Here is a 21,183-nt window from a genome sequence, read left to right on the forward strand (position 1 = left end):
TACGCGGCTGCTGATAGCCGACGACCATCCGCTCTACCGGTCCGGGCTGCGCGGCGCTTTCGGCGCCGACCCGCGGTTCGAGGTCGTGGGCGAGGTGAGTACCGGAACCGACGCCGTCGCCGCGAGTCACCGCCTGCGCCCGCATGTNGTGCTGATGGACATCGCGGTGCCCGGCCTCGACGGCCTCAGCACGACCAAGGCCATCGCGAGCAAGTGCCCCGGCACCGACGTGGTGATTCTGACCGTGTTGGAGGACAGCAACGCCTTGCTGCCCGCGATACGTGCCGGAGCCCGCGGATACCTGCTCAAGGGATCCGGTGTGGGCGATATAGCGCGCACGGTCGAGACCGTCCGGCGCGGCGGCCTCGCCTTCGGGCCGGTAGTGTCCGAATGGGTCATCGACCACCTCAAAAAGACACGCGCCGGCGGCGGCAAGCTGTTCCCAAGCTCACCGACCGGGAACGCGCGGTGCTCGAACTGATCGCGGACGGACACTCCAACGATGCCATCGCGCACGACCTCGAGGTGTCGGTCAAAACCGTCCGCAACTACGTGTCGCGCATCTTCGCGAAACTGCGCGTCGCCGAGCGTGGCCAGGCCGCGTTCTACGCGCGCAAGGCGGGTCTGGGACCGTGACCGGTCCCGGCCGGGTATTTTCCCGCGGTGCGAGGACGCGTTCCCCACGACCGTGGGATGTGTGGTCGCCAAAATCGTTGGTATCGATGGATCTCGGTGGTACCGCAGCGATCCGGCCGGGAACGACGTCGACATCGATTGAGGCAACCACATGCACAGAACCCTCATTGTCGCGAAGATCAACCCGAACGCCGAGCAGCACGTGGCCGAGATCTTCGCCGAGTCCGACCNGACCGAACTACCGCTCATCGCCGGGGTACGTCACCGTTCGCTGTACCGGCTCGGTGACCTGTACGCGCACCTGCTGGAAACCGAGGACCTCGGCGACGCTGCCGTCGCCGAGGCTCGCAAACACCCGGAGTTCCAGCGAATCAGCAGGCGGCTGGACGAGCACATCTCCCCATACCTGCCGACCTGGAAGTCGCCGAAGGACGCAATGGCGCAATGCTTCTACACCTGGAAGCCGTAACGTTGTCTGTACCACGTCGAGGCCGGGTCGTAGTTCAGGGCCCGGCCTTCCACTCGTGGGTGTCGGCCGTATGCTCGGAGCGTGAGGCCCAGATCACGGACCGCTGCGGACCTGGGAGGTCACCCGGCTACTGGTTCTGATACCGCCCTGGTAATGCCGGCAGGCTCGTCTTCGGTTGCTTCCGCGCTACGGCGCTGGGGTTTTCGAATGCGGGCAGCCGGCGGGGCGGGGTTCCCGTCGCTGCCGGAGCTCGGGTACGCGAGCCTGCTGGCCGGCGTGCTGGCGCTCGGCACGATCGGCGCGGCCATACCGCAGACCGGGCGGGCCAGACCGCCGGACTTGTGGGCTTTCCTGCTGGTCGCGCTGGCCGCGGTGGCCACCGTCGCGCTGCGTCGCAGGGCGCCGGTCTGGGGACTGACCCTGGTGATGGCGTTGCTCGGCGTTTACCTGCTCGCCGGCTACCCGTACGGGCCGGTGCAGCTCTGCATGATCATCGCGATGTTCGAGGTGGCAAGGCAGCGGTCGCTGCGGCTGTCGCTGCTCGCCTGTGGGCTGGCCGCGGGGGCCGCGTATGCGATGGTGGCCGCCCGGTCGAGCCGGCAACTCGACACCCCGGTAGTGCTATCGGTCGCCTGGCTGGGCTGGATCGTGTTGCCGTGGTCGCTGGGCGCGCTGGTGCACGCGGTGACGGCCGCGCGGGAACGCGCCCGGCAGGAACTGGTGGCCAGGGTCGTGCTCGAGGAGCGGATGAAGATCGCCTCCGACGTGCACGATATCGCCGGGCATGGGTTCGCCCTGGTCGCCATGCAGGCCGGGGTGGCGCTGCTGGTCTTCGACGAGCAGCCCGAGCAGGCCCGCGAGTCCCTCGAGGCAATCCAGGCCACGAGCGGGAAGTCGCTGACCGAACTTCGCAGCATGCTCGGCACGTTCCATCCGGACGGGCCGGGCGAACAGGACCTGCCGGGGCCGGGTGACGACGACGCGGGCAGCGGTGACCAGGACTCCGCCGGGGACACCGGCCTCGCCGGGCTGCCCGAACTGGTCGACCAGGTGCGGGCCGGTGGCCTGCCGGTGGAACTTCACCTGGAGCACCCGGCCACCTCGCTCACCGATGACATCGACGTGGTGGCGTATCGGGTTGTGCAGGAATCACTTACCAACGTGCTCCGGCACGCGGGGGAAACGACAGCGGACGTGCGGATCGCACGGCAGGAGGACGAATTGGTGGTGCAGGTGGCAGACCGCGGACGAGCGACGCCACAGCAGACACCGCGCCTGGGGCGGGGACTGACCGGGATGCGCGGCAGGGTCGAGGATATTGGGGGCAGGCTCGAGGCCGGCCCTCGCGAAGGGGGCGGGTTCCGCGTCGTGGCGCACCTGCCGCTGACAGGGGGCGGCCGGTGATCCGGGTGGTGCTCGCTGACGACCATAAGCTGGTCCGGATGGGCCTGCGGGTACTCATCGATCGCGAGGACGACATGACCGTGACCGGCGAGGCACCGGACGGTCAGGCCGCACTGGAGCTGTTGCGCCGCGACCGGCCGGACATCCTGCTGCTGGATCTCCGGATGCCCGGCATGGACGGTCTGGAGACCCTGCGCAAGATCACCCCTGACCCGGACCTCGGGCAAACCCAGGTCATCGTGGTCACGACGTTCGAGATCGACCAGTACGTGTTCGAGGCGCTGCAGGCCGGGGCCGCCGGGTTCATCCTGAAGGACACCGCACCGGACGAACTCGTGCGGGCCATCCGCGTGGTCGCCCGGGGCGAGGCCCTGCTGTCCCCGTCGGTCACGCACCGGGTGGTGTCGATGTTCAAGCGGCAGGTGGCCCCGACCGCCGCTCCGGTCGGCGGGCTGGACGAGCTGACCGAGCGCGAACGCCAGATGGTCGCCTGGGTCACCACCGGTTACTCCAACGAGGAAATCGCGAAGGAGCTGGTGGTCAGCCCGGCCACCGTACGCACGCACGTCAGCCGCGCCATGGTCAAGCTGCACGCTCGGTCCCGTGCTCAGCTCGTGGTGTTCGCCATGCGGGCGGGCCTGACGCTCGACCGGTGAGCCTGCGCCGCGGGCGCGGCGGGTTTCGGCCCTACGCAAACCTTGCATAGGGCCGGGGCCGCGCCTCGACGAGGCTGAAGGCGGTGTCGGTGGGCAGGATGCTGGTCAGTTCGTAGCCGCCCTTCTCGAACACCGTGGCGTACTGGGCTTCGGTGCGGATGTTGCCGTTCATGGTGATGGTCATGATCAGGTCGAAGTTCTTGACAAACCGCGATGCCTTGGTGTCCCGCACGAACTCGGCGGCCACGAACGTGGCCTCCGGCGAGGTTTCCCGGCAACGCCGCAGCAACCGGATTATCGAATCGTCATCCCAGCTATGCATGACCTGCTTGACAACATAAACATCGACCCCCGACGGGACCGCATCGAAAAAGTCACCACCATGCAGGCCCAACCTGCCGCTCGCCAACAGTTCCGCCAACTCCGGACTGGTCTCGGCCTGCTCGATCACCGCCGGCAGATCGGCCAGGACCCCCCGCTCAACACTGGGGTAGGTCCGCAGAATCGCACGCAGATAGGTACCGGTACCGCCACCGAGATCGGCAACCACACCACTGTCGGTGAACGCCGGATAGGACGAGGCCACCAGATCGCTCAACGCCTCGGAAAAATCGCGCATAGCATCGTTGAAAACCACGCCCGCCGCCGCATCACCCGCCAGATAGGCCCACAAAGCCATGCCGTGAGCAAGCTCGAAACCAGGCCTTCCACTGGCCAGACCTTCCGACAACTTCGACCACGAGTTCCACAACCACGGCTCACCGACCAGGGTCGCCATCGCATGCTGCGACCGCGGGAAACCCTTACGCAGCAAATGAGACAACCGCGAATTCGCGAAGACATCCGGCCCGACCTCCCGGAACACACCTTCCTCGGCAAGCAACCGCAGCACCTTACCCAACTGCACCTCATCAGTACCGGTACGCTCAGCAAGCTGCCCGACCGAAAGACTGCCCTCCGCCAACACNTCGGCCAACCCATGCCGGGCCGCGACCGAAATACACACCGCGGTCGTCGGAAACATCAGCTGCGAGAGCGCGAATGCGTCCGCTGCGCCTGCGGCGTTACTCTCGCTCATGTATTTCTCCCCTGCTTTCCGTGCGGGATATTTCGTTGGTGTCCGGCACACCAGCATTCAGCGTCATCGCCACCCAGTCGTGGGGCAGACGTCCCGGGACGGCTGGGATTCCGGATCGCGCCCCTGGGAAGCGATATCCCGCGGTGGCGGGACATCGCGTAGATGCCGCTGGGACACCGGGCGTGTCACGATGAACGGCCAACACCCGGACGAGATCCCAGCGCCGCAGAAGATGCGTAGACAGGCAGGAGTCAACGTGGTTCAGCCGTCCACTCTCCCGATGCTGCCCCGCGAACGGGTCACCCACCCGTTCGATCTGCCTCCCGAGTACCTCGCGCTGCGCAAGGAAGCGCCGATCAGCCGGTTCGTCTGGCCCAACGGGGTGGAGGGCTGGCTGGTCACCACCTACGACCTGCAACGGGAAGTGCTCGCCGACAACCGGTTCAGCATCGACCGAGCCGGCTGCATGCCGCCTTCGCTGGCGGTGGGCCGCAAGCCGGTGATGATGCCTCGCTCCCTCGTCGCGATGGACCCGCCGGAGCACACGAAGTGGCGGCGGCTGATCATGCGCGACCTGACGCCGGGCAAGGCACGCGCCCTGGAGCCCCGAATCGAGGCGGTCACCAGGAAGCACCTCGCCCGCATGCGAGAACAGGGCCCACCGGTGGACCTGCTGCCGTCGCTGGCGTTCCCGGTCCCGTCCGCGATAATCTGCGAGCTACTCGGGGTACCGGTCGCGGACCAGGATTTCTTCCAGCACCAGACCCACGTGCGCAGTTCCGTGCACAGCACCCCGGATGAGGTCGACGAGGCGACGATTGCCCTCACCGAATACCTGGCCGGGATCGTCGACGAGAAGAAGCGCCATCCGGCGGACGACTTGCTGAGCCACCTCGGTCAAGCGGAGGTAGACGGTGAGCCGGTGTCGCGTGAGCACATGGTCGGGATGGCCATGCTCCTGCTGCTGGCGGGTCATGAGACCACCGCGAGCACAATCGGCGTAGGCGTGGCAAACCTGATGGGCCGCCCCGACCTGATCCAGGAGTTGCGCACCCGCGAAAGCGCGGACCGGCTCGTCGAGGAGATCCTGCGGATCCACTCGGTCATCCAGTACGGCGTCCTCCGTCGCGCGACCGAGGACGTCGAGGTCGGCGGCGTGCGCATAGCCGCGGGCGATTGGGTCACCTGCCTGCTGGCGTCGGGAAACCGCGACGAATCTCGCTACCAGTGCTCGCATGCGATCGACGTGAACCAACCGACCGTCCCCCACATAACCTTCGGCTACGGCGTGCACCAGTGCGTCGGGATGAGCCTCGCCCGCGTGGAGCTGCGCGTCGTACTGCGCGCTCTGTTCACCGAATTCCCCGACCTGAGCCCAATATGCCCGGTGGAAGAACTGCGCTACCGCGAGGACATGTTCGTCTACGGCCTGTACGAACTACCCGTACGGTGGTGACCACCGCGAACTTGGCCTCATGACGATGGACAGAATCGCATCGCCCGGCGCACCACGGCGATCACCGCAAGAAGGGAGCGGACGTCATCGTCGTCCCAGGATCGTGCCTTGACCGCAGAAATGGCAGCATCCACTGTGGACCGCACAGCACGGTCCGGGTGCACGACTCGCACGCCACGGTCTGAGCACGCGGCGTGGTAGAGGCGGGGACCAGCGAGGAAACCAAGGTCGCTGTCGGAAGGGTCATCGCCGTCGTGCCCAGGCTTTTCGCGCGTTAGCCTGACCAGGTAGGTGTCGAGCTTGCCGTAACCGGGTGAGGGTGAGGTCATGAAGGGCGACTGGGTGGAAGTGGTCCTGGAGGCCGGAAACGAGACCCGCACTTACGAGATCGCAGCCACCCGAGCGGGCCGGCGAGTCGAGGTCAACATTCGCCGCGGGGTGGCCGAGGTCGTCGAGGTGACCCGGTCGGGCACACCGGTCAGGACAGCGCGATTCATGGCCAGCCGGGTCCTGGCGCTCGTCGAGCATCCCGCCGCCGGATCGGCGGCGGACCAGAAAGACTGAACGTCTCCGGAGTCACAACCAACTACCTGCATCGTTCCCCGGAATAACTGCCTGCGCAGACATGTTCATGCGGATGGGCAACCGTCGGAGGCGAGCGGCGCCGCCGGCCACAGAGAAGGGGAACACCATGCCATTCGACATCGGCATCATGACCTTCGCGGAACTCACGGAAGACCCGGTCAACGGGACCCTCCCAGCTCCGCGGCAGCGCGTCCGCGAGACGATCGAGCAGGCGCAGGTTGCCGACCAGGTCGGACTCGACGTGTTCGGCGTCGGTGAGCACCACCGCTCCGACTTTGTGGGATCGGCGCCGAGCATCCTGTTGGCCGCCGCCGCGGAGAAGACCCAGAACATCAAGCTGACGAGCTCGGTCACCGTGCTCAGCTCGGAGGATCCCGTGCGCGTCTGGGAACAGTTCGCCACGATCGATCTGCTCTCCGCCGGCCGCGCCGAGATCATCGCTGGGCGTGGCTCCTACACCGAGTCCTTCCCGCTGTTCGGATACGACCTGAAGGACTACGCGGACCTGTTCCGCGAGAAGCTCGACCTGCTGCTCAAGATCCGCGACCAGAACCCGCTGACCTGGCAAGGACGCTTCCGCGCACCCCTGGCCGACGCCGATATCGCGCCACGCGCCGACGGCGAGACCATCCCGATCTGGGTCGCGGTCGGCGGATCGCCCGCGTCGGCCATCAGCACCGGCCGCCTCGGCCTGCCCATGGCTCTTGCCCTGCTGCTCGGACCGATGAACTTCCACGAGGAGACGGTCCTTCTCTATCGAGAGGCCGCCGCTCAGGCCGGGCACCACGCGCTGCCGATCAGCATCAACTCGCACGGGTACGTCGGGCGGACCAGCCAGGGCGCACGGGACACCATGTACCCCTACTTCGCCAAGGGCATGCTGGAGAACAACCATCAGCGCGGCGCCGGATTCCCGCTCTCCCGGGCCGCGTTCGACGCGCAGTCGTCGCCGACGGCCGGGCTGCTGGTGGGAAGCCCGCAGGAGATCATCGACAAGCTGCTCACCTACCACGAGCTGTACGGCCTGAACCGCGCCATCATCCAGATGGGCTTCGGCGGAATGCCGCAGAAGGATCACCTCGAGGCGATCGAGCGGCTCGGCACCGAGGTCGCGCCGGTGGTGCGACGTGAAGTCACGGCACGGGACGGGATCGCGGCATGAAGACCCTGCCCGGCATCGAGACGGAAGCCGTCGCACGCCCAGCCGGCCCGATACTGCGAGTCGTGGTCGTCAACGGCAGCCCGAGCCGGCCGTCCAAGACCATGGGGCTCGTCAGCGTCATCCTCGACACGCTCAGGGGAATGCTTCCCATTGAGACGTCCCAGATCGACGTCTACCGCCTGGGTCCGGCGTTCACGGGCACGATCGAACGCGAACAAGTTCCGGCCGACGTAGCGGCACAGCTCCGCCTCGCCGAGGAAGCCGACCTGCTCATTGCCGCCGTTCCGGTGTACCGCGGCTCGTACCCGGGCATGTTCAAGCATTTCTTCGACCTTGTCGACCAATATGCGCTCGTGAACAAGCCTGTCCTTCTTGCCGCGACGGGCGGAGGCGACCACCATGCGCTTGTCCTGGAGCACGCCTTGCGGCCGCTGTTCGCCTTCTTCCAGGCGTTGACGATCCCGGTCGCGGTCTTCGCATCCGCGGGAGACTTCGACGGTACGACACTGCTCAACCCCCGCGTCTATGGACGCATCGAGGTCGCGCTCACTGACGTTGTGGACCTTCTCAGAGCTCGCGCGACGGGGCCCGGGTGACACACAGCCGGCCCCGCGGCCATCAGCGGACGATTGAGGACGAGGCCACCAAGGGCGCCGGTCGGTGACCGGCGCCCTCCGCGGGCGGTTCTCGATCGGCTCAGAACGCGGTGACCGCGACGGCCGGTTGCAGTGCCGCGACCGCTTCGACAGGCGTGCTCGTCGGGGTGGTGCCTCCGGTGATGGCCAGTCCTCCGGTCGGGGCGAACATGCCCATGGCGAAGGTCGATCCGCTAGGCGCCGACGCGATCGGCAGGATCGGGTAGGCGTTGCCGCCGGCGCGCACGGAGGTGGAGATGTAGTCGCCGAACATGCGGCCCTGTGAGGTGTTGGGAATCCAGGACAGGTTCATCGGGCCGGCGAGCTGGGTTGCCGCGCTCCAGGTGGTGCCGCCGTTGGTCGAGGAGATGAACCCGGCGTCGAGCTGGCAGGTCGACGCCGTGCAGTTGGCGGTGGGATAGAAGTAGTAGGTCAGGCCGATCCGCGCGGAGCCGCCGGAGCTCGAGGGATCGACGCCGATGCCGGGCACGAAGTGGTCGACGCTGCTGGTCGTGGCGTCGATCGGCACCTGAACCGGGGTGCTCCAGGTGGTTCCGGTGGCGGACTTGCTGAGCACGATGTCGTTACTGGGGCACCCGCTGCGGAACCGGCAGTCCGACCAGACCACATAGACCGTGCCGGCCGAGTCGATCTCCGCGCTGGGCAGGAATTCCTCCCGCAACCCGCCCGCGACATCGTGATGGCTGACGCTGGACACCAGAGTGGGCGTGTTCCAGCTCGCGCCGCCGTTGGTCGAGGTGAACGACCGGATCTGGTTGTTGAGCGACTCGTAGGGCACCACCACGGTGCCGTCGGGCCGGACCACGGGCTGGCCACCGAGCCCGGTGTGCGTACCCGAAGGCGCGCGGGCCGGTCCCCAGGTCAGGCCGCCGTCGGTGGAGGTCTGCATCCGGAGCGAGTCGCCTTGGCTGGTGACGTCGTATTCGGTGTAGCAGTTGCCGTAGAACGGGCTGGTAGTCGTGTTGTCGCAGACGATCCAGTTCTTGTCCAGCGATCCGGTCGCGGTGGTGACCGGGTTGCTCCAGTGCAGCCCGCCGTCGGTGGAGCGGCTGGTGAGCACCGGTGTCCCGCCGGGGCAGTTGACGCCCAGGGAGGAGATCAGCCAGACGTTGTGCTTCGCGTCGAAGGCGACCGAGGCGTCGCTGATCTGCCCACATGCGCCACCGGCGTTGCCGGTGGTACCAGGCAGGAATCCCTGCGTCCACGTGGCGCCGCCGTCGGTGGAGGTGGCGAAGCCGATGTTCGACGCGCCCCCGCCGGATACCCGCCCGACCTGGAACGCCGAAACGATGGTGCTGCCGAACGAAAACGTGTCCGGTTCGACCTCGGTGCGATGTTGTGCCTGAGCATCGGTGAAGGGGTCGGTACTGACCTGCGTGACAGCGACATTCGCCGACGCCGGCGACGCAGCGACGAAAAGCCCACCGACAACGGCAGCGGGCAACAGCATCGCGGTCAACACTCTGCGGGGTCTGGACATCGCGCTATCACCTTCTCGGGCGCAACGGAGGCAGGACAGCAGGACGACGCTTCCCACCATGACCTGCTCATCCAGACACAGACCCGAGAACCGGTAAATCCGCCATTCGATCCTCCGCTGCCGGCCCCCGCGAAACTGCACCGGTCCAGAACCATCAGCCTCCGCCGAACGGCACATCCTCCAGAACTGCCCGGACGTGTACGCCTGCGCCGGCATCACGGCACCCGAACGGATGTGATCGGTCAGGGTGTGGGTGGCGGGCATCGGAATCCGGCTGTTCAGCCTCCGTAGGACCGCCAGGTGCCAAGCGGTTTCCGGGCGCCGACGCCGCGCTTGCCGTAGTCGCACACCCCGTTGGCGAAGGTGGCGGCCAGCCGTTGTTTTTCCTCGTCGGTGAAGGTTACCGGGTAGTCGTGGAAGTTCAGCGGCTTGAGCCGGCACTTCAGCACGTCCATGGCCAGGTTCTCGCCGGCGACCAGCCGGGGGTTGGCGGCCACCGGATACAGTGCGCCGCACTGCCCGCTCGATGGGACAGTGAGCGGCTGCTGGACTCGTTGGCCGCTGGGCAGATAGCAGCCATCGGCGAGGTCGGCCGGCCGGTGTGCCAGGACCTTGGCCGACAGGGGCCGATGCGAGGTGTCGGCCTCAATCGCGGTCAGCCACCGGTCCATCGCGTCCAGCTCGTATGCGCTGGCGAGGCCCGCCTGGGCCGGGGCGTTCTCGATGATCACCTGGTTGCCTGCCGTGCCGTTGGCGTCCAGAAGCCGCTGGCGCATGGTGAACGACCACTCCGAGGTATGAATGTCGTTACCGAACCCGGCGAGGTCGAGATCGGTGCGCTGGTCGATGATCGGCGTCGTGCGCAGGCCCTCCGACGCCGAGTTCAGGATGTCGTCGGCGTAGGAGGCCGCCAAGGCCACCGGGTCGGCGGCGCTCCGCTGCGGGACCGGCTTGCCGGTGTAGTCCAGCCCACCGATGCCGGCGTTCAGGTCCACGAACTGGGCCGGGGTGATCTGACCATCCTTCAGCGCCTGGAGCCCGTACTGGATGCCCGTGCTGTCGAGCGGACTGCGCACGAACCCGGTCTGGGGATCGCGGCCGAGCTGGTTGACCAACTGCTCGTTCGAATTGCACTTCACGCCGCCGGGATTGGTCACCGGGTCCCATCGAGCCGACACCGGAATCGCCGCGTTGCAACTGTCGGTCGCGGTGGCCCGGCTGGCGAAGGTGGCGTCCCAGGAGATGCAGGTGCCGTAGTCGTGGTAGCCGGAAACGGCCAGCCGCTGGGCCGGGGTGAACGAGGCACCCGGGCCGGCGAAGTACCGGTTGAGCAACCGGCAGTCCGACACCGGCCCGCCCGTGGTGAGCGGGTCGGGGAACGATATGCCCGGAATGATCCCGTCCACGATCCCCGGGTAGCTCTCCGCGATGTCGTACTGCTGGATCGCCCCGCCGGAGCCGCCCCAGCCGATCGTGTGCAGCACCGGCCCGTAGGTCTCGACGAAGTGCTCCTTGACCATCATCGCCGCTTCCGCGGAGATAATCGGGCTGCAGTTGTTGTCCAGCACGTTCAGGCTGGAGGACGCGACCGCGTAACCCTGGGAGAGGAACAGGTCGTTGAGCACGCCGCCGGTCGTCGCGCCCTGGTGGTAGCCGGCGTTGCAGCCGCCGCCGAAGGTGTAGACCAGTTTCTGGTTCCAGGAGCTGTCAGGGGTGAACGGCGACGGTGCGCTGCCGTCGTGGAGTGCCGCGATTTCGTAGACGGCACGGTCGATCGTGCCCCGCTCGATGCGGACGATGTAGGGCACCTTCCTGCCGCCGACGGTCGCCGTGGCGAGGTCGGCGGGCCGGGCGGCCGGGTCGGCCAACGCGGCGAAGGTGCCTGCGGTCGTGCGGTACTGGTAGCTCACCTGGGTCGGCGCGCTGCACAAGGGTTGCTGTGCGGGTGGCAGGCCATAGGCCTGGGTCTCGCAGAAGAACGGCTGTTGCTGCGGGCCGGAAAAGACCGGGCCCGTGCCGGGATGATCGACCACCTTCAGCGTGGCGGATCCGCCGTGCCCGGCCGGCGCGGCCGTGATGTCGTTGCTGCCCACGTGCAGGCCGGTCACCAGCCCGAGCAGGCTGCCGTCCGGCTGCCGGTGAAAGGCGGAGGTGACGTCCTGACCGTTCGCGGTGACCCGGACCCCGGATCGACCCGATGGGTCGACCCGTACCAGGACCTGCCCGCCGCTGACGAGATCGGGACGAGGATTGGACACCGAGGAGATCACGATGGGACCGCCTGGGTCCGCGGACGCGGATTGTGGCACGAACAGGGGTGCCGCCAGCGCCGCCATCAGGGTCATCGAGCGCCAAATACGGTTTCTCACCGATGCGACTCCACTGGCTCATGGGCACCACCTCGGCGTGGCGCCGACTGCTGGTATAGCACGAATCCGCGCAGCGGGCGAACAACCGTCGCGCAGCGAGTGCCCCTGATGAACTGGCGGACCCGGCAATCGGGCGAATCGCTCCGACTATTCGTCTCCGGGCGCGTCGTGGTCTTGCGGCGATTCGATTGTCAGTGGTGTTGCGGTGTTGCCGGTGATCTGGCGGCGGTCGGTCATGGTGCGGTCCAGTTGCTGGGCCAGACGCGGGATCGTGCTGGGTGGGAGGTAGGTGTCGGCGCCGGCGTTGAGGAGGCGGCGGACCGGGCCCTGGTAGCTGACGCCGAGTTCCTTGTCCTCGATTTCCGCGATGACCACTCGTGCCTTCGGGTACATCGATCGGAAGCTTCCGATCAGCTGTGGGCTGACCGGCGGGACCAGCAGCACGTCGACGCTCTTGGGGTCGGCCGAGCTCATGTCCAGCACTACGTAGTCGGGGCCGAGCTGAGCGGACAGCGATGTCCGAGCCGATTCCGACAGCTTCATCGCGGTGGCCACGACCGTCACGTTCTCAAAGGCCAACGACGGGCGTTCGGCGGCCTGGCCGCCGCGGCTGCCGGGATCGATGATTCCGGCCTCGAACGTGCCCTGGGTGCTGGATATCGTCGCGATCGACCTGCCGTCCCGGGTGATGAGCAGGTCCTCGCCAGGACCGAGAGCGTCGATCAGTGCCACAAGGTCTTCCGGAAGGCGGGTGGCGTCGATCCACCGCGCAGCCTGCTCGCCCGCCATCAGGCCCGAAACGAACGCACGGCGACGACGCGGATCCCAAGCAGTTTCGTCATGGCACGTGATCCTTGCACACGGGCCGGACCACCGTCTCGCGGCCTATTCGAGGCGGAAAAGCCGATCATGAGGCAGCCATTTTAGAAAGTTGGGCTGGTAACGCTGACCCCAGCGCCCGGCCTTTGTCCTAACTGGACAACAGGGCGCGGTAGTGGTCGGTGGCGGGCTTCATGCCGTGGTCGGGGTCCGCGTCGTAGAGGCCGTCGGCGTTCTTCGAGCCGAAGCTGTACGGCTGGTACAACGTCGCGCTCGACGGCTCGTCCGCCACCAGCCGTCGCCAGTTGTCCCATTCCGCGTCGTACTGCGCCAGGTGGTGGCGCATAGCGGGCTTGTCGTAGCTGCCGCTCTTGTCCCCGGCGACGCCGCGCAGCATGACCTCCCAGCCGTGGTGCACCACGCGGTGCCATGACTGCCCGTACCGCGCCGAAACACGCAGGAACTCGCGGTCGGCGTGGTCGCGCAGTGGGAGCGTCCCGGCCAGTGCGACGATCTCGTCCCAGATCCGCGCGGCCTGCTGCTTCTCCTCCAGCACGGCGTCGACGAGCCCGCGGTCCACGATCCCGGCGAAGTCACCGGCCAGGTCCTTGTCCGAACCGCCGAGGAACTGGTCTCGGGTCCACGTCAGCCTGCCCAGGGGATAAATCAGGCTGTAGTGTCCGCGCAGCACGCCCGCGGCCGAGAGCAGCGCGAGCCGCCGGAACCGGCGCACCTGGTCGCCGTGCAGGCCGATCCGCGCGGCGTAGGCGTTGAACGCGCCTTCCTCGCCGAGCCCGGTGTCACGGGCCCAGCGCGCGGTCACCCAGGCGTTGAGGTCACACCAGAGTTCGTTCTGCAGGTACGGGCCTCGCCAGCCGCCGCCGCGCGACCACGTCCAGATCCCGGCGACGATCGGGTTGCCGATCACGTCGGCAAGGCCGATCGGCCCGGTCCTCGGTTGCGTGCGGAACTCCTCGAACCCGTTGACCACGCCGTCGAAGACGTAGTTCGGGAAGGCGCCCTTGCCCTCGTATTCGCGCTGGCACTCCACCTCGACGATCTGCCGGTGCCTGCCGACGCCGATCGTCTGGTTGAACCCGACCGTGCGCCAGAAGTCCTTCGCGGTGTGCTTGATCGAGAACACCAGGTTCTCGTGGGTTTCGATCTCCTCGGTCACCTGCTGGTAGTACGCCGGGTCCGCGGTGAGCTTGTCACCACCGGTGGACCAGGTGCGGTAGAAGACGCGCTTGCCCGCGCGGACGCAGACCTCCTCACGCAGGATGCCGAGCAGGATGTGATGACTGGTGGCGCCGCTGGTGATCGGGTTGTTCCCGGTGTGGAACGGCACGTTCTGCAGGTACGTTTCGCCGGTGCGCACGACAATCCCGTCGAGTCCGGGGAAGCGGGCGAACACCTCGCGCAGCATGACCCGGTGGATTTCCTGCGTCAGCGGCCGGTCGAAGCTGATGTTGCCCTTGTCGTCCAGGATCTGGTCGCCGTAGAGCTCCACCAGCCGTTTCGGCAGCACGATGATGTCGGTGAAGATGTATGCGGCGATCCCGGCCGCGTGCGCCCGCGCGATGTGCGCGTCGATGCTCTGCGCCGCCGCCTCGACCCAGGCGCGGCCCGGCGAGCCGGCGGGGAAGATCCGTGGGTCGAAGGAGTCGAAGGTGATCGCGGTCTGCGGCGGCTTGAACTCGTTGATCACCTGGCCGTCGTAGCCATACGCGGCGAGCGTCGCGGGATCGTTGAAGCGGCTGGAAAACGACGGCTCGCCGGGGTTGTTGTGCACCATGTCGAGCAGGAACGGCAGCCTGCGCCGCACCGGCTCCGGGCCGGCGGACTGCGCCGACTGCGCGGACGCCGATGCCGTGCCGGTGGCGGCAAGCGCGGTGCCCGCCGCGAGGACGAGTCCGCCCCGCAGCACCGTCCGGCGATTGGTCTCTCTCGCTCCCGTCGTGCGCATGGCGGATCCCTTCGCCGATTTCGGTCGGAATAGATCGGATGTATCTCTGCATGAGAGTAGGAAACCGCGAATAGTGGAGTCAACCGTCGTCCCGACGAATATTGGGCGTTCATCCATGTGAACGCTCGAAATCTCCAGTAAAGATCGCACTGATTTCTTGCCTGAGGAAGGCAAGCCTGGTACGCCTGAAGGTCAAGACATCCGATGACCGAACGAGCTGAGTGGAGTGAGGCGACGATGCCGGATCAGCGTGGAATCAGTCGGCGCAGCATGCTCGCCGCGGCGGGAACCATCGCCGGAGCCGGACTGCTCGGAATCGCGGCGCCCGCCGCGCAGGCCGCACCGCGCGCCGCCACGCCGTGGTACCCGTCCGCGAAGTTCGGGATCTTCATCCACTGGGGCGTCTACTCCGCGCCCGCGTGGGGCGACGCCAAGCACGCGGCCGAGTGGTACCTGTACGCCATGAACGTCACGGATCCCGCCCGTGGCCTGGGAACCCGCGAACACCACCTGAAGACCTACGGCGCGGACTTCGACTACGACCGGTTCATCCCGCGGTTCACCGCGCGCCGCTACGACCCGCGCGCCTGGGTCCGGTTGTTCGAGCAGGCCGGGGCGCGGTACTTCGTGCTCACCTCGAAGCACCACGACGGGTTCCAGCTGTTCCCGAACCCGGCTTCGGATCGCCACTCCGTCCACTTCGGACCACAGCGTGACCTGGTCGGCGAACTGTTCTCCGCTGCGCGGGACTCGCACCTCAAGCGCGGGGTGTACTACTCGCTCGGCGAGTTCTACAGCCCGGCGCTCGGCACGCCGCCGCGGAATCCCTACACCGGAGCGGAAATCCCGTACACCGGCTACCGCCCGGTGTCCGACTACGTGACGCAGTACGAGCACGTTCATCTGAAGACGCTGATCGACCGCTACGACCCGGACGTGCTGTGGGCCGACGGGCAGGGCTACCACGAGTTCGGCGGCGGCCCGATCTTCCGGCCGAAGGTGTGGGACTGGCGCAGCGAGGAGATCCTCGACTACTACTACCGCAACGCCGCGAACCGCCCGGTGCCGAAGAGTGTGGTCGCCAACGACCGCTTCGAGTACGCGCACCCCGACTTCGCCACCGTGGAGGGCGACAACAAGACGTACGTCCTGCGCCCCGACCCGTGGGAGGCCTGCCTCAACATCGGAAAGTCCTGGGGCTACAACGAGAACGAGGACCCGGCGAACATCAAGTCGTCCGCGCGGCTGCTCCAGCTGCTCGTCGAGGTGGTCAGCAAGAACGGCAACATGCTGCTCAACATCGGCCCGCGTGAGGACGGCACGATCGCCGACTGGATGAGCTCGCGGCTGCTGGACATGGGCCGGTGGCTGCGGATCAACGGGAGCGCGATCTACGACTCGTCCCCGTGGCAGCGGGCGATGGACGGCGACGTCTGCTACACCACGACGCGGGACGCCTTCCACCTCATCCCGTTGCGCTGGCCTGGCGCGAAGCTCACCGTGCCCGGCGACGTCCCGATCGACGGCCGTGCGCGGATCCGCCTGTTGGGCGGACATTCCGGCCCGCTGGCCTGGACACGCACCGCCGACGGCGTGGTCGTCGACCTGCCCTCGCAGCGCACCGACGACTTCTCCGAGGAGTTCCCCGCAGTCCTGCGAGTCAGTACGCGATGAACACTGCTCAGCCGTCCACGACCGCGTTCAGCGATCCGTCCGCCGTCGTGACACCCGGGCCGAGGACCGGACGAAGGCATGGGCACGGGCGGTCAACCGCGCACCCTTCATCGAGGCGAGGACGACCTCCAGCGGCTCGATCGGGTCGGTGATCTCCAGCGGGACCACCTCCGCGCCGTCGTAGGTCGTGTTGCTGGCCGGGCGCTGGTTGAGCACCGACCAGCCCTGACCGTTGGCCACCATGGCCCGGACCGTCTCGAACCCCGCCGTACGGTGTCGCACCTTGGGATGGACACCGGCGGACTCGACCAGCCGCTCGAGGTACTGACCGCTGTGCGGGAGGTCCAACAGCACCATCGGCTCGTCGGCGAGCTCCTTCAACGCGACCTTCCCGCGGCGGGCGAACCGGTGTCCGTTGGCGACGAGCACGTACGGTGGGGCCACGCCAACACGCACGTGGCCGATGTCGTCGTCGAGGTCGTAGGAGTACATCAAGGCGAGCTCGCACCTGCCCGAGCGGAGTGCTTGCTTGAGCGCGGCGTGCTCGTCCTCGACCACGGCGATGCGGATGCCGGGGTGGTCCTGCTCGCATGCGGTCAGCAGCCGGGGCAGCTCGAACGGGCCGAGCGTGGTGAAGCAGCCGATGGTCAGATCGCCCGTCAGCGCCTGGCCGGCGGAGCGAGCGACCTCCGCCAGCTCGCTGGTGTGCACGAGATAGCCGCGCAATTCCCGGTAGAACGCCTCACCGGCCGCGGTGAGGGTCAGCCCCCGCGCATGGTGACGCAGCAGGAGCTGGACTCCGAGTTCCCGCTCCAGCTGCGCGACCGCGGTCGAGACCGCGGACTGGGAGACCATCAGCTCGCGCGACGCGGCGGTCATGCTGCCGAGTTCGGCAGCTGCCGCGAAGTAGCGCAGCTGCGTGAGGGTGAAGCCGATCCCAGCCATAGCCAAATCCTTCCGTACGGCCGGGGCCAACGACATAGCTACGAGGACGGGTCGAGGTTGGCAAGGGTCTCCGGGCGCAGCAGCGCGTCCAGCACGGTCTCGTCGAGGCCGGTGGCCAGCGCCAGCGTCCTGATGTCGCCCGCCCCGCCGAGGGCGGCCTTGGCGATCTCCGCCGCCCGGGCGTACCCCAGGAGCGGCGTGAGTGCGGTGACCAGTCCGGCGTTTCCGGCCACCACGGCCGCGAGCCTCGCCTCGTCGACACTGATCCCGTCGACGCACTTTACGCGCAGCGAATCGAAGGCCGCGGCGGTCCAGGTGAAGCCCTGGAGGAGGCCGTGGCAGATGACCGGCTCGAAGGCGTTGAGCTGCAGCTGACCGCCTTCCGCGGCCATGCTGACGGTCAGGTCGTTCCCGATGACCCAGAACGCGACCTGGTTGACCATCTCGGGGATCACCGGGTTGACCTTCCCCGGCATGATGCTCGACCCGGCCTGGCGGGCCGGGAGCTGGAGCTCGGCGAGCCCGGCCTGCGGTCCCGAGGAGAGCAGCCGCAGGTCGTTGCAGATCTTCGAGGCCTTGATCACGGTCCGTTTCAGGACGCCGGAGACCTGGACGAAGGCCCCGGCATCGCTGGTGGCCTCGACGAGGTCGGTGGCGCCGACGACCGGCAGTCCGGTGATCTCGGCCAGGTGTCCGACCGCCCGCCGCCGGTAGTCCGGATGTGCGGTGATGCCCGTGCCGATCGCGGTGGCGCCGAGGTTGACCTCGCACAGCAGGGCACGCGAATCCGCCAGCCGAGCCAGCTCTTCGCGCAGCGTGACGGCGAACGCGCCGAGCTCCTGGCCGACGGTCATGGGCACGGCGTCCTGGAGCTGGGTCCGCCCCATCTTCGGCACGGCCCGGAACTCCGCCGCCTTGGCAGCGAAGGAATCGGCCAGCGCCGCCGTGGCTTCCCGTACCCGTTCCATCACCGTCAGCAGAGCCAGGCGAACCGCCGTGGGGTAGACGTCGTTGGTGGACTGGCCACGGTTGACGTGGTCGAGCGGATGGATCTCGTCGTACCTGCCGAACTCCAGACCCAGGATCTCCAGGGCCCGGTTCGCGATGACCTCGTTCGCGTTCATGTTCGTCGAGGTGCCGGCGCCGCCCTGGATGACGTCGACGACGAACTGGTCGTCGAGCGCACCCGAACGGACGTCGTCGGCGGCCCTGGCGATCGCCTCGTACCGGCGCTCGTCGAGCAGTCCGAGGTCGTGGTTCGCCCGCGCGGCGGCGAGCTTGACCGCCCCCAGGGCCGCGACGAGCTCACGGTGGGCTCCCACCGGTGTGCCGCTGATCGGGAAGTTGGTCAGCGCCCGGGCGGTGTGGATCCCCCAGTACGCCGAGGCGGGCACCTCGTGCGTGCCGAGCGAGTCGTGCTCGGTGCGGGTGGCGGGCGACGCGACGGTCATGGTGCGGTGCTCTCCTGAGCGATGTCGAGGGCGGTCCACGCCAGCGCGGTCGCGGCATCGAGCAGCGCCTTCTCGGCGTCCCCGCCGACGCAATGCGCGGCGAATTCGGGCTGGTGGTTGAGTGCCGGCAGCGACCCGATCCCGACGTAGGGGTGGATGGCGGGCACGACCTGGGAGACGTTCCCCATGTCGGTCGAAGCGCGGTTCATGCGCCGGGCGGGAGACCCCTGGTCGAAGACACGCCCCAACTGCTCGGCGTTGCGGACGTATGCCTCCAGGGCCGGCTGGAACGTGCGGAACTCGGCATACGGCTTGCTCTCGGGCGTGATGTCGAGAGTGCAGCCCGTGGCGAGGGCGCCGGCTTCGAAGCACCGCCACACCTTCTCCTCCGTCTCCGCGAGCTGGTCGAGGCTCTCGGCCCGGACGTACCAACGGCCCTCGGTGCGGGCGGGGATGGCGTTCGGAGCCTCGCCGCCGCTGGTCATCACGCCGTGTACGCGGACGCTCGACGGCAGCTGCTGCCGCAGCAGGCCGACCGCGACCTGGGCCACGGTGAAGGCGTCCGCGGCGTTGACGCCCTGCTCGGGGTAGGCCGCGGCGTGGGCGGCCTTGCCCTGGAAGGAGACGTGGGAGTGTGAGACCGCGAACGGCTCCGCCTCGGCGACGTCGACGGGCGCCGGGTGGGCCATCATCGCCAGGTCCAGGCCGGCGAACGCACCGCGTTCGAGCAGCTCGATCTTGCCGCCGCCGCCCTCCTCGGCCGGAGTTCCGTATACCTCGATGGTGAGGCCCGCATCGTCGGCGAGTGGTGCGAGCGCCCGCGCCGTGCCGACGGTGATGGCCGCGATCAGGTTGTGCCCGCAAGCGTGGCCGAGGCCAGGCAACGCGTCGTACTCCGCGCACAGGCCGAGCCGGAACGGGCCACTGCCGTAAGTGGCGAGGAATGCCGTGTCCAGCCCCAGGTAGGACGGGGTGACCGCGAACCCGGACTCCTCCAGCGCCTCGGCGACCCAGCGCGCCGAGCGGTGCTCCTGCCATGCCGTCTCGGGGTGGGCGTGCAGCAGTTCGGACAGCCGGATCAGCCGCTCGGCGTCGGCGGCGACTCTCTGTGCTGCCTGCTCCTTCGAGCTACTCATCTCCGGGAACCCCGTACGACGGCGCTGCGGCCGGGTTGAGCGCGCGTGTCACATAGTCGTCGCGCTGGGGAAGCCACACGTCCAAGAGCTGACGCAGCTCGCCGATCGGGTTCTCGCTCCAGTCCACGCGCAGGTCGGTCACGCACCACGGCACATCGCGCACGACCGCCAGCCCCGCCGAGCGGAGGGGGCCGGCTTCGCCGCCGGCGGCCAGACCGGCCTCGAGCGCGGCCAGCAGCCGCTCTTCCAGCTCACCACTCGCCGCCAGGAAGCCCGCTACGACACTGTCGATCACCTGTGGCCCGGCGAGCAGGTTTCCCGCCGCGACGACGCCGGGAGCGACCTTGTCATGGTGAGTGCCGAGCGCACCGGTCCCGGTGAAAACAGCACCCTCACCCCGGAGATCGAGGACGGTGAGCTGACGGTGGTCGATCAGCTCGCGTCCCGTCACAACGCGCTCCATCGCGGCACGAGCCCCCAGGCCGGCGCCGAGCGCATCGAGGAGGTCGGTCCCCAGGCGGGGGTCGGTGATGTTCTGGGAGGAGGCCCCGCCGACACCGGCACGCAGGTGGATGCAGCGCGCCGCCACGGCCGGGCTGGAGGAGGTGACGGCCATGCCGACGGCGCCATCGCCGTCGGTGGCGAGAACCGAGAACGTCATTTGCCGTCTCCCGGGATCACGGCGATGGCGTCGACCTCGACCAGCCACTCGGGGCGGGCGAGCGCGGAGACGACCAGGCCGGTCGAGATCGGGTGCACACCCCTGGTCCAGCGACCGATCGTGCGGTAGACGGTCTCGCGATAGCGCGGGTCGACGAGGTAGATGGTGAGCTTGACCAGGTGCTCCATCCGGGCACCGGCCTCCCTCAGCAGCAGGTCGATGTTGGCCATCGCCCGCTCGGTCTGGGCTTCGACGTCGCCGATGCCGACCGACTCGCTGGTGTCGAGATCCTGGCCGATCTGGCCGCGCACGTACACCGTGTTCCCGGCGACCACGGCCTGACACAGGTCGTTGTCGAGGTTCTGCTCGGGGTAGGTGTCGCGGGTGTTGAACGGCCGAATCCGCGTGTGCCCGCCGACGACGATGCTCACTGCTGCTCCTCACTCTCGTCAGAGTCTGGGCCAAGTCCACTGGAGCTGAGGGCATATGTCCAACAGATGTTTCTTACTGTGGTCATCGGATTAGCAGATGCCCTGGCAGGTGCGGTCGGGTTATCAAGAGAACAGAAGCAGAAGGACAA

The 21,183-nt window shown here is 67.9% G+C and carries 21 protein-coding genes; 10 read left to right on the forward strand and 11 right to left on the reverse strand.

The genetic code is table 11. The annotated features are described in order from the left end of the window. The first annotated feature begins 46 nt into the window (after positions 1-46). The 5 genes from A3CU_RS45645 (at position 47) to A3CU_RS0120005 (ending at position 3,165) form a co-directional block, all read left to right on the forward strand. Entirely contained in the window at positions 47-481 is a 435-nt protein-coding gene (locus A3CU_RS45645; RefSeq protein WP_425388269.1) for a response regulator, read from the forward strand. Continuing rightward, complete coding sequence (locus tag A3CU_RS54580; RefSeq protein ID WP_245617221.1) at positions 469-636, forward strand: response regulator transcription factor; 168 nt, start codon at positions 469-471, stop codon at positions 634-636. Before A3CU_RS45645 ends, A3CU_RS54580 begins: the two co-directional genes overlap by 13 nt. Before the next feature lie 151 nt (positions 637-787). Then, the gene (locus A3CU_RS0119995) at positions 788-1,105 is read left to right on the forward strand and encodes a TcmI family type II polyketide cyclase (protein WP_027943813.1); all 318 of its coding nucleotides are present in this window, start codon (positions 788-790) and stop codon (positions 1,103-1,105) included. 207 nt (positions 1,106-1,312) lie between these two features. Further along, complete coding sequence (locus A3CU_RS0120000; RefSeq protein ID WP_027943814.1) at positions 1,313-2,509, forward strand: sensor histidine kinase; 1,197 nt, start codon at positions 1,313-1,315, stop codon at positions 2,507-2,509. Continuing rightward, entirely contained in the window at positions 2,506-3,165 is a 660-nt protein-coding gene (locus A3CU_RS0120005) for a response regulator (RefSeq protein WP_027943815.1), read from the forward strand. Before A3CU_RS0120000 ends, A3CU_RS0120005 begins: the two co-directional genes overlap by 4 nt. 31 nt (positions 3,166-3,196) lie before the next feature. Here A3CU_RS0120005 and A3CU_RS0120010 read toward each other — a convergent pair whose 3' ends face one another. After that, the gene (locus A3CU_RS0120010; RefSeq protein ID WP_425388267.1) at positions 3,197-4,300 is read right to left on the reverse strand and encodes a methyltransferase; all 1,104 of its coding nucleotides are present in this window, start codon (positions 4,298-4,300) and stop codon (positions 3,197-3,199) included. A gap of 199 nt (positions 4,301-4,499) precedes the next feature. Between A3CU_RS0120010 and A3CU_RS0120015 the strand changes: the two genes are divergently transcribed. Then, entirely contained in the window at positions 4,500-5,699 is a 1,200-nt protein-coding gene (locus A3CU_RS0120015; protein WP_169739662.1) for a cytochrome P450, read from the forward strand. Positions 5,700-5,716: 17 nt separating this feature from the next. Here A3CU_RS0120015 and A3CU_RS52515 read toward each other — a convergent pair whose 3' ends face one another. Continuing rightward, a complete protein-coding gene (locus tag A3CU_RS52515; protein ID WP_156960437.1) occupies positions 5,717-6,028 on the reverse strand; it encodes a hypothetical protein in 312 nt (103 codons plus the stop codon). On the opposite strand from A3CU_RS52515, the gene A3CU_RS0120020 reads away from it, so the two are divergent. The 3 genes from A3CU_RS0120020 to A3CU_RS0120030 all read left to right on the forward strand — a co-directional run bounded on the left by A3CU_RS0120020 (position 6,027) and on the right by A3CU_RS0120030 (position 8,042). Beyond that, complete coding sequence (locus A3CU_RS0120020; protein WP_027943818.1) at positions 6,027-6,263, forward strand: hypothetical protein; 237 nt, start codon at positions 6,027-6,029, stop codon at positions 6,261-6,263. The genes A3CU_RS52515 and A3CU_RS0120020 overlap by 2 nt on opposite strands. Positions 6,264-6,390: 127 nt before the next feature. Next, positions 6,391-7,446, forward strand: a complete 1,056-nt coding sequence (locus A3CU_RS0120025) for an LLM class flavin-dependent oxidoreductase (RefSeq protein ID WP_027943819.1) — start codon at positions 6,391-6,393, stop codon at positions 7,444-7,446. Then, complete coding sequence (locus A3CU_RS0120030; protein WP_052371894.1) at positions 7,443-8,042, forward strand: NAD(P)H-dependent oxidoreductase; 600 nt, start codon at positions 7,443-7,445, stop codon at positions 8,040-8,042. Before A3CU_RS0120025 ends, A3CU_RS0120030 begins: the two co-directional genes overlap by 4 nt. 100 nt (positions 8,043-8,142) lie before the next feature. Here A3CU_RS0120030 and A3CU_RS0120035 read toward each other — a convergent pair whose 3' ends face one another. The 4 genes from A3CU_RS0120035 to A3CU_RS0120050 form a co-directional block, all read right to left on the reverse strand. Further along, positions 8,143-9,582, reverse strand: coding sequence for a sialidase family protein (locus A3CU_RS0120035; RefSeq protein WP_052371916.1), 1,440 nt, complete (start codon positions 9,580-9,582; stop codon positions 8,143-8,145). Positions 9,583-9,860: 278 nt separating this feature from the next. Continuing rightward, positions 9,861-11,951 (reverse strand): DUF6351 family protein, encoded by a 2,091-nt coding sequence (locus tag A3CU_RS0120040; protein WP_027943822.1) that lies wholly within the window; start codon positions 11,949-11,951, stop codon positions 9,861-9,863. Between the two features lie 147 nt (positions 11,952-12,098). Further along, positions 12,099-12,740, reverse strand: coding sequence for a hypothetical protein (locus A3CU_RS0120045; RefSeq protein ID WP_027943823.1), 642 nt, complete (start codon positions 12,738-12,740; stop codon positions 12,099-12,101). A 181-nt stretch (positions 12,741-12,921) separates the two neighbouring features. Next, positions 12,922-14,736, reverse strand: coding sequence for a hypothetical protein (locus A3CU_RS0120050; protein ID WP_027943824.1), 1,815 nt, complete (start codon positions 14,734-14,736; stop codon positions 12,922-12,924). Between the two features lie 204 nt (positions 14,737-14,940). Here A3CU_RS0120050 and A3CU_RS45650 point away from each other — a divergent pair, with 204 nt between their 5' ends. Further along, a complete protein-coding gene (locus A3CU_RS45650) occupies positions 14,941-16,410 on the forward strand; it encodes an alpha-L-fucosidase (protein ID WP_156960438.1) in 1,470 nt (489 codons plus the stop codon). 27 nt (positions 16,411-16,437) lie between these two features. On the opposite strand, the gene A3CU_RS0120060 is transcribed toward A3CU_RS45650, so the two are convergent. From A3CU_RS0120060 to A3CU_RS0120080, 5 genes are read right to left on the reverse strand one after another with little or no spacing between them, the layout of a single operon-like run. Further along, a complete protein-coding gene (locus tag A3CU_RS0120060; protein ID WP_027943825.1) occupies positions 16,438-17,355 on the reverse strand; it encodes a LysR family transcriptional regulator in 918 nt (305 codons plus the stop codon). Between the two features lie 38 nt (positions 17,356-17,393). Beyond that, positions 17,394-18,806 carry an aspartate ammonia-lyase gene (locus tag A3CU_RS0120065; RefSeq protein ID WP_027943826.1) on the reverse strand — a complete coding sequence of 471 codons (1,413 nt, stop codon included), beginning with the start codon at positions 18,804-18,806 and terminating at the stop codon, positions 17,394-17,396. Beyond that, positions 18,803-19,942 carry a M20 family metallopeptidase gene (locus A3CU_RS0120070; RefSeq protein ID WP_027943827.1) on the reverse strand — a complete coding sequence of 380 codons (1,140 nt, stop codon included), beginning with the start codon at positions 19,940-19,942 and terminating at the stop codon, positions 18,803-18,805. The genes A3CU_RS0120065 and A3CU_RS0120070 overlap by 4 nt, the downstream gene beginning before the upstream one ends. Beyond that, positions 19,935-20,603 (reverse strand): DUF1028 domain-containing protein, encoded by a 669-nt coding sequence (locus A3CU_RS0120075; protein WP_027943828.1) that lies wholly within the window; start codon positions 20,601-20,603, stop codon positions 19,935-19,937. Before A3CU_RS0120075 ends, A3CU_RS0120070 begins: the two co-directional genes overlap by 8 nt. After that, positions 20,600-21,034, reverse strand: coding sequence for a RidA family protein (locus tag A3CU_RS0120080; RefSeq protein WP_027943829.1), 435 nt, complete (start codon positions 21,032-21,034; stop codon positions 20,600-20,602). The genes A3CU_RS0120075 and A3CU_RS0120080 overlap by 4 nt, the downstream gene beginning before the upstream one ends. Positions 21,035-21,183: the final 149 nt, after the last annotated feature.

This window comes from Amycolatopsis taiwanensis DSM 45107 (genome assembly GCF_000519205.1).
GTDB lineage: Bacteria > Actinomycetota > Actinomycetes > Mycobacteriales > Pseudonocardiaceae > Amycolatopsis_E > Amycolatopsis_E taiwanensis.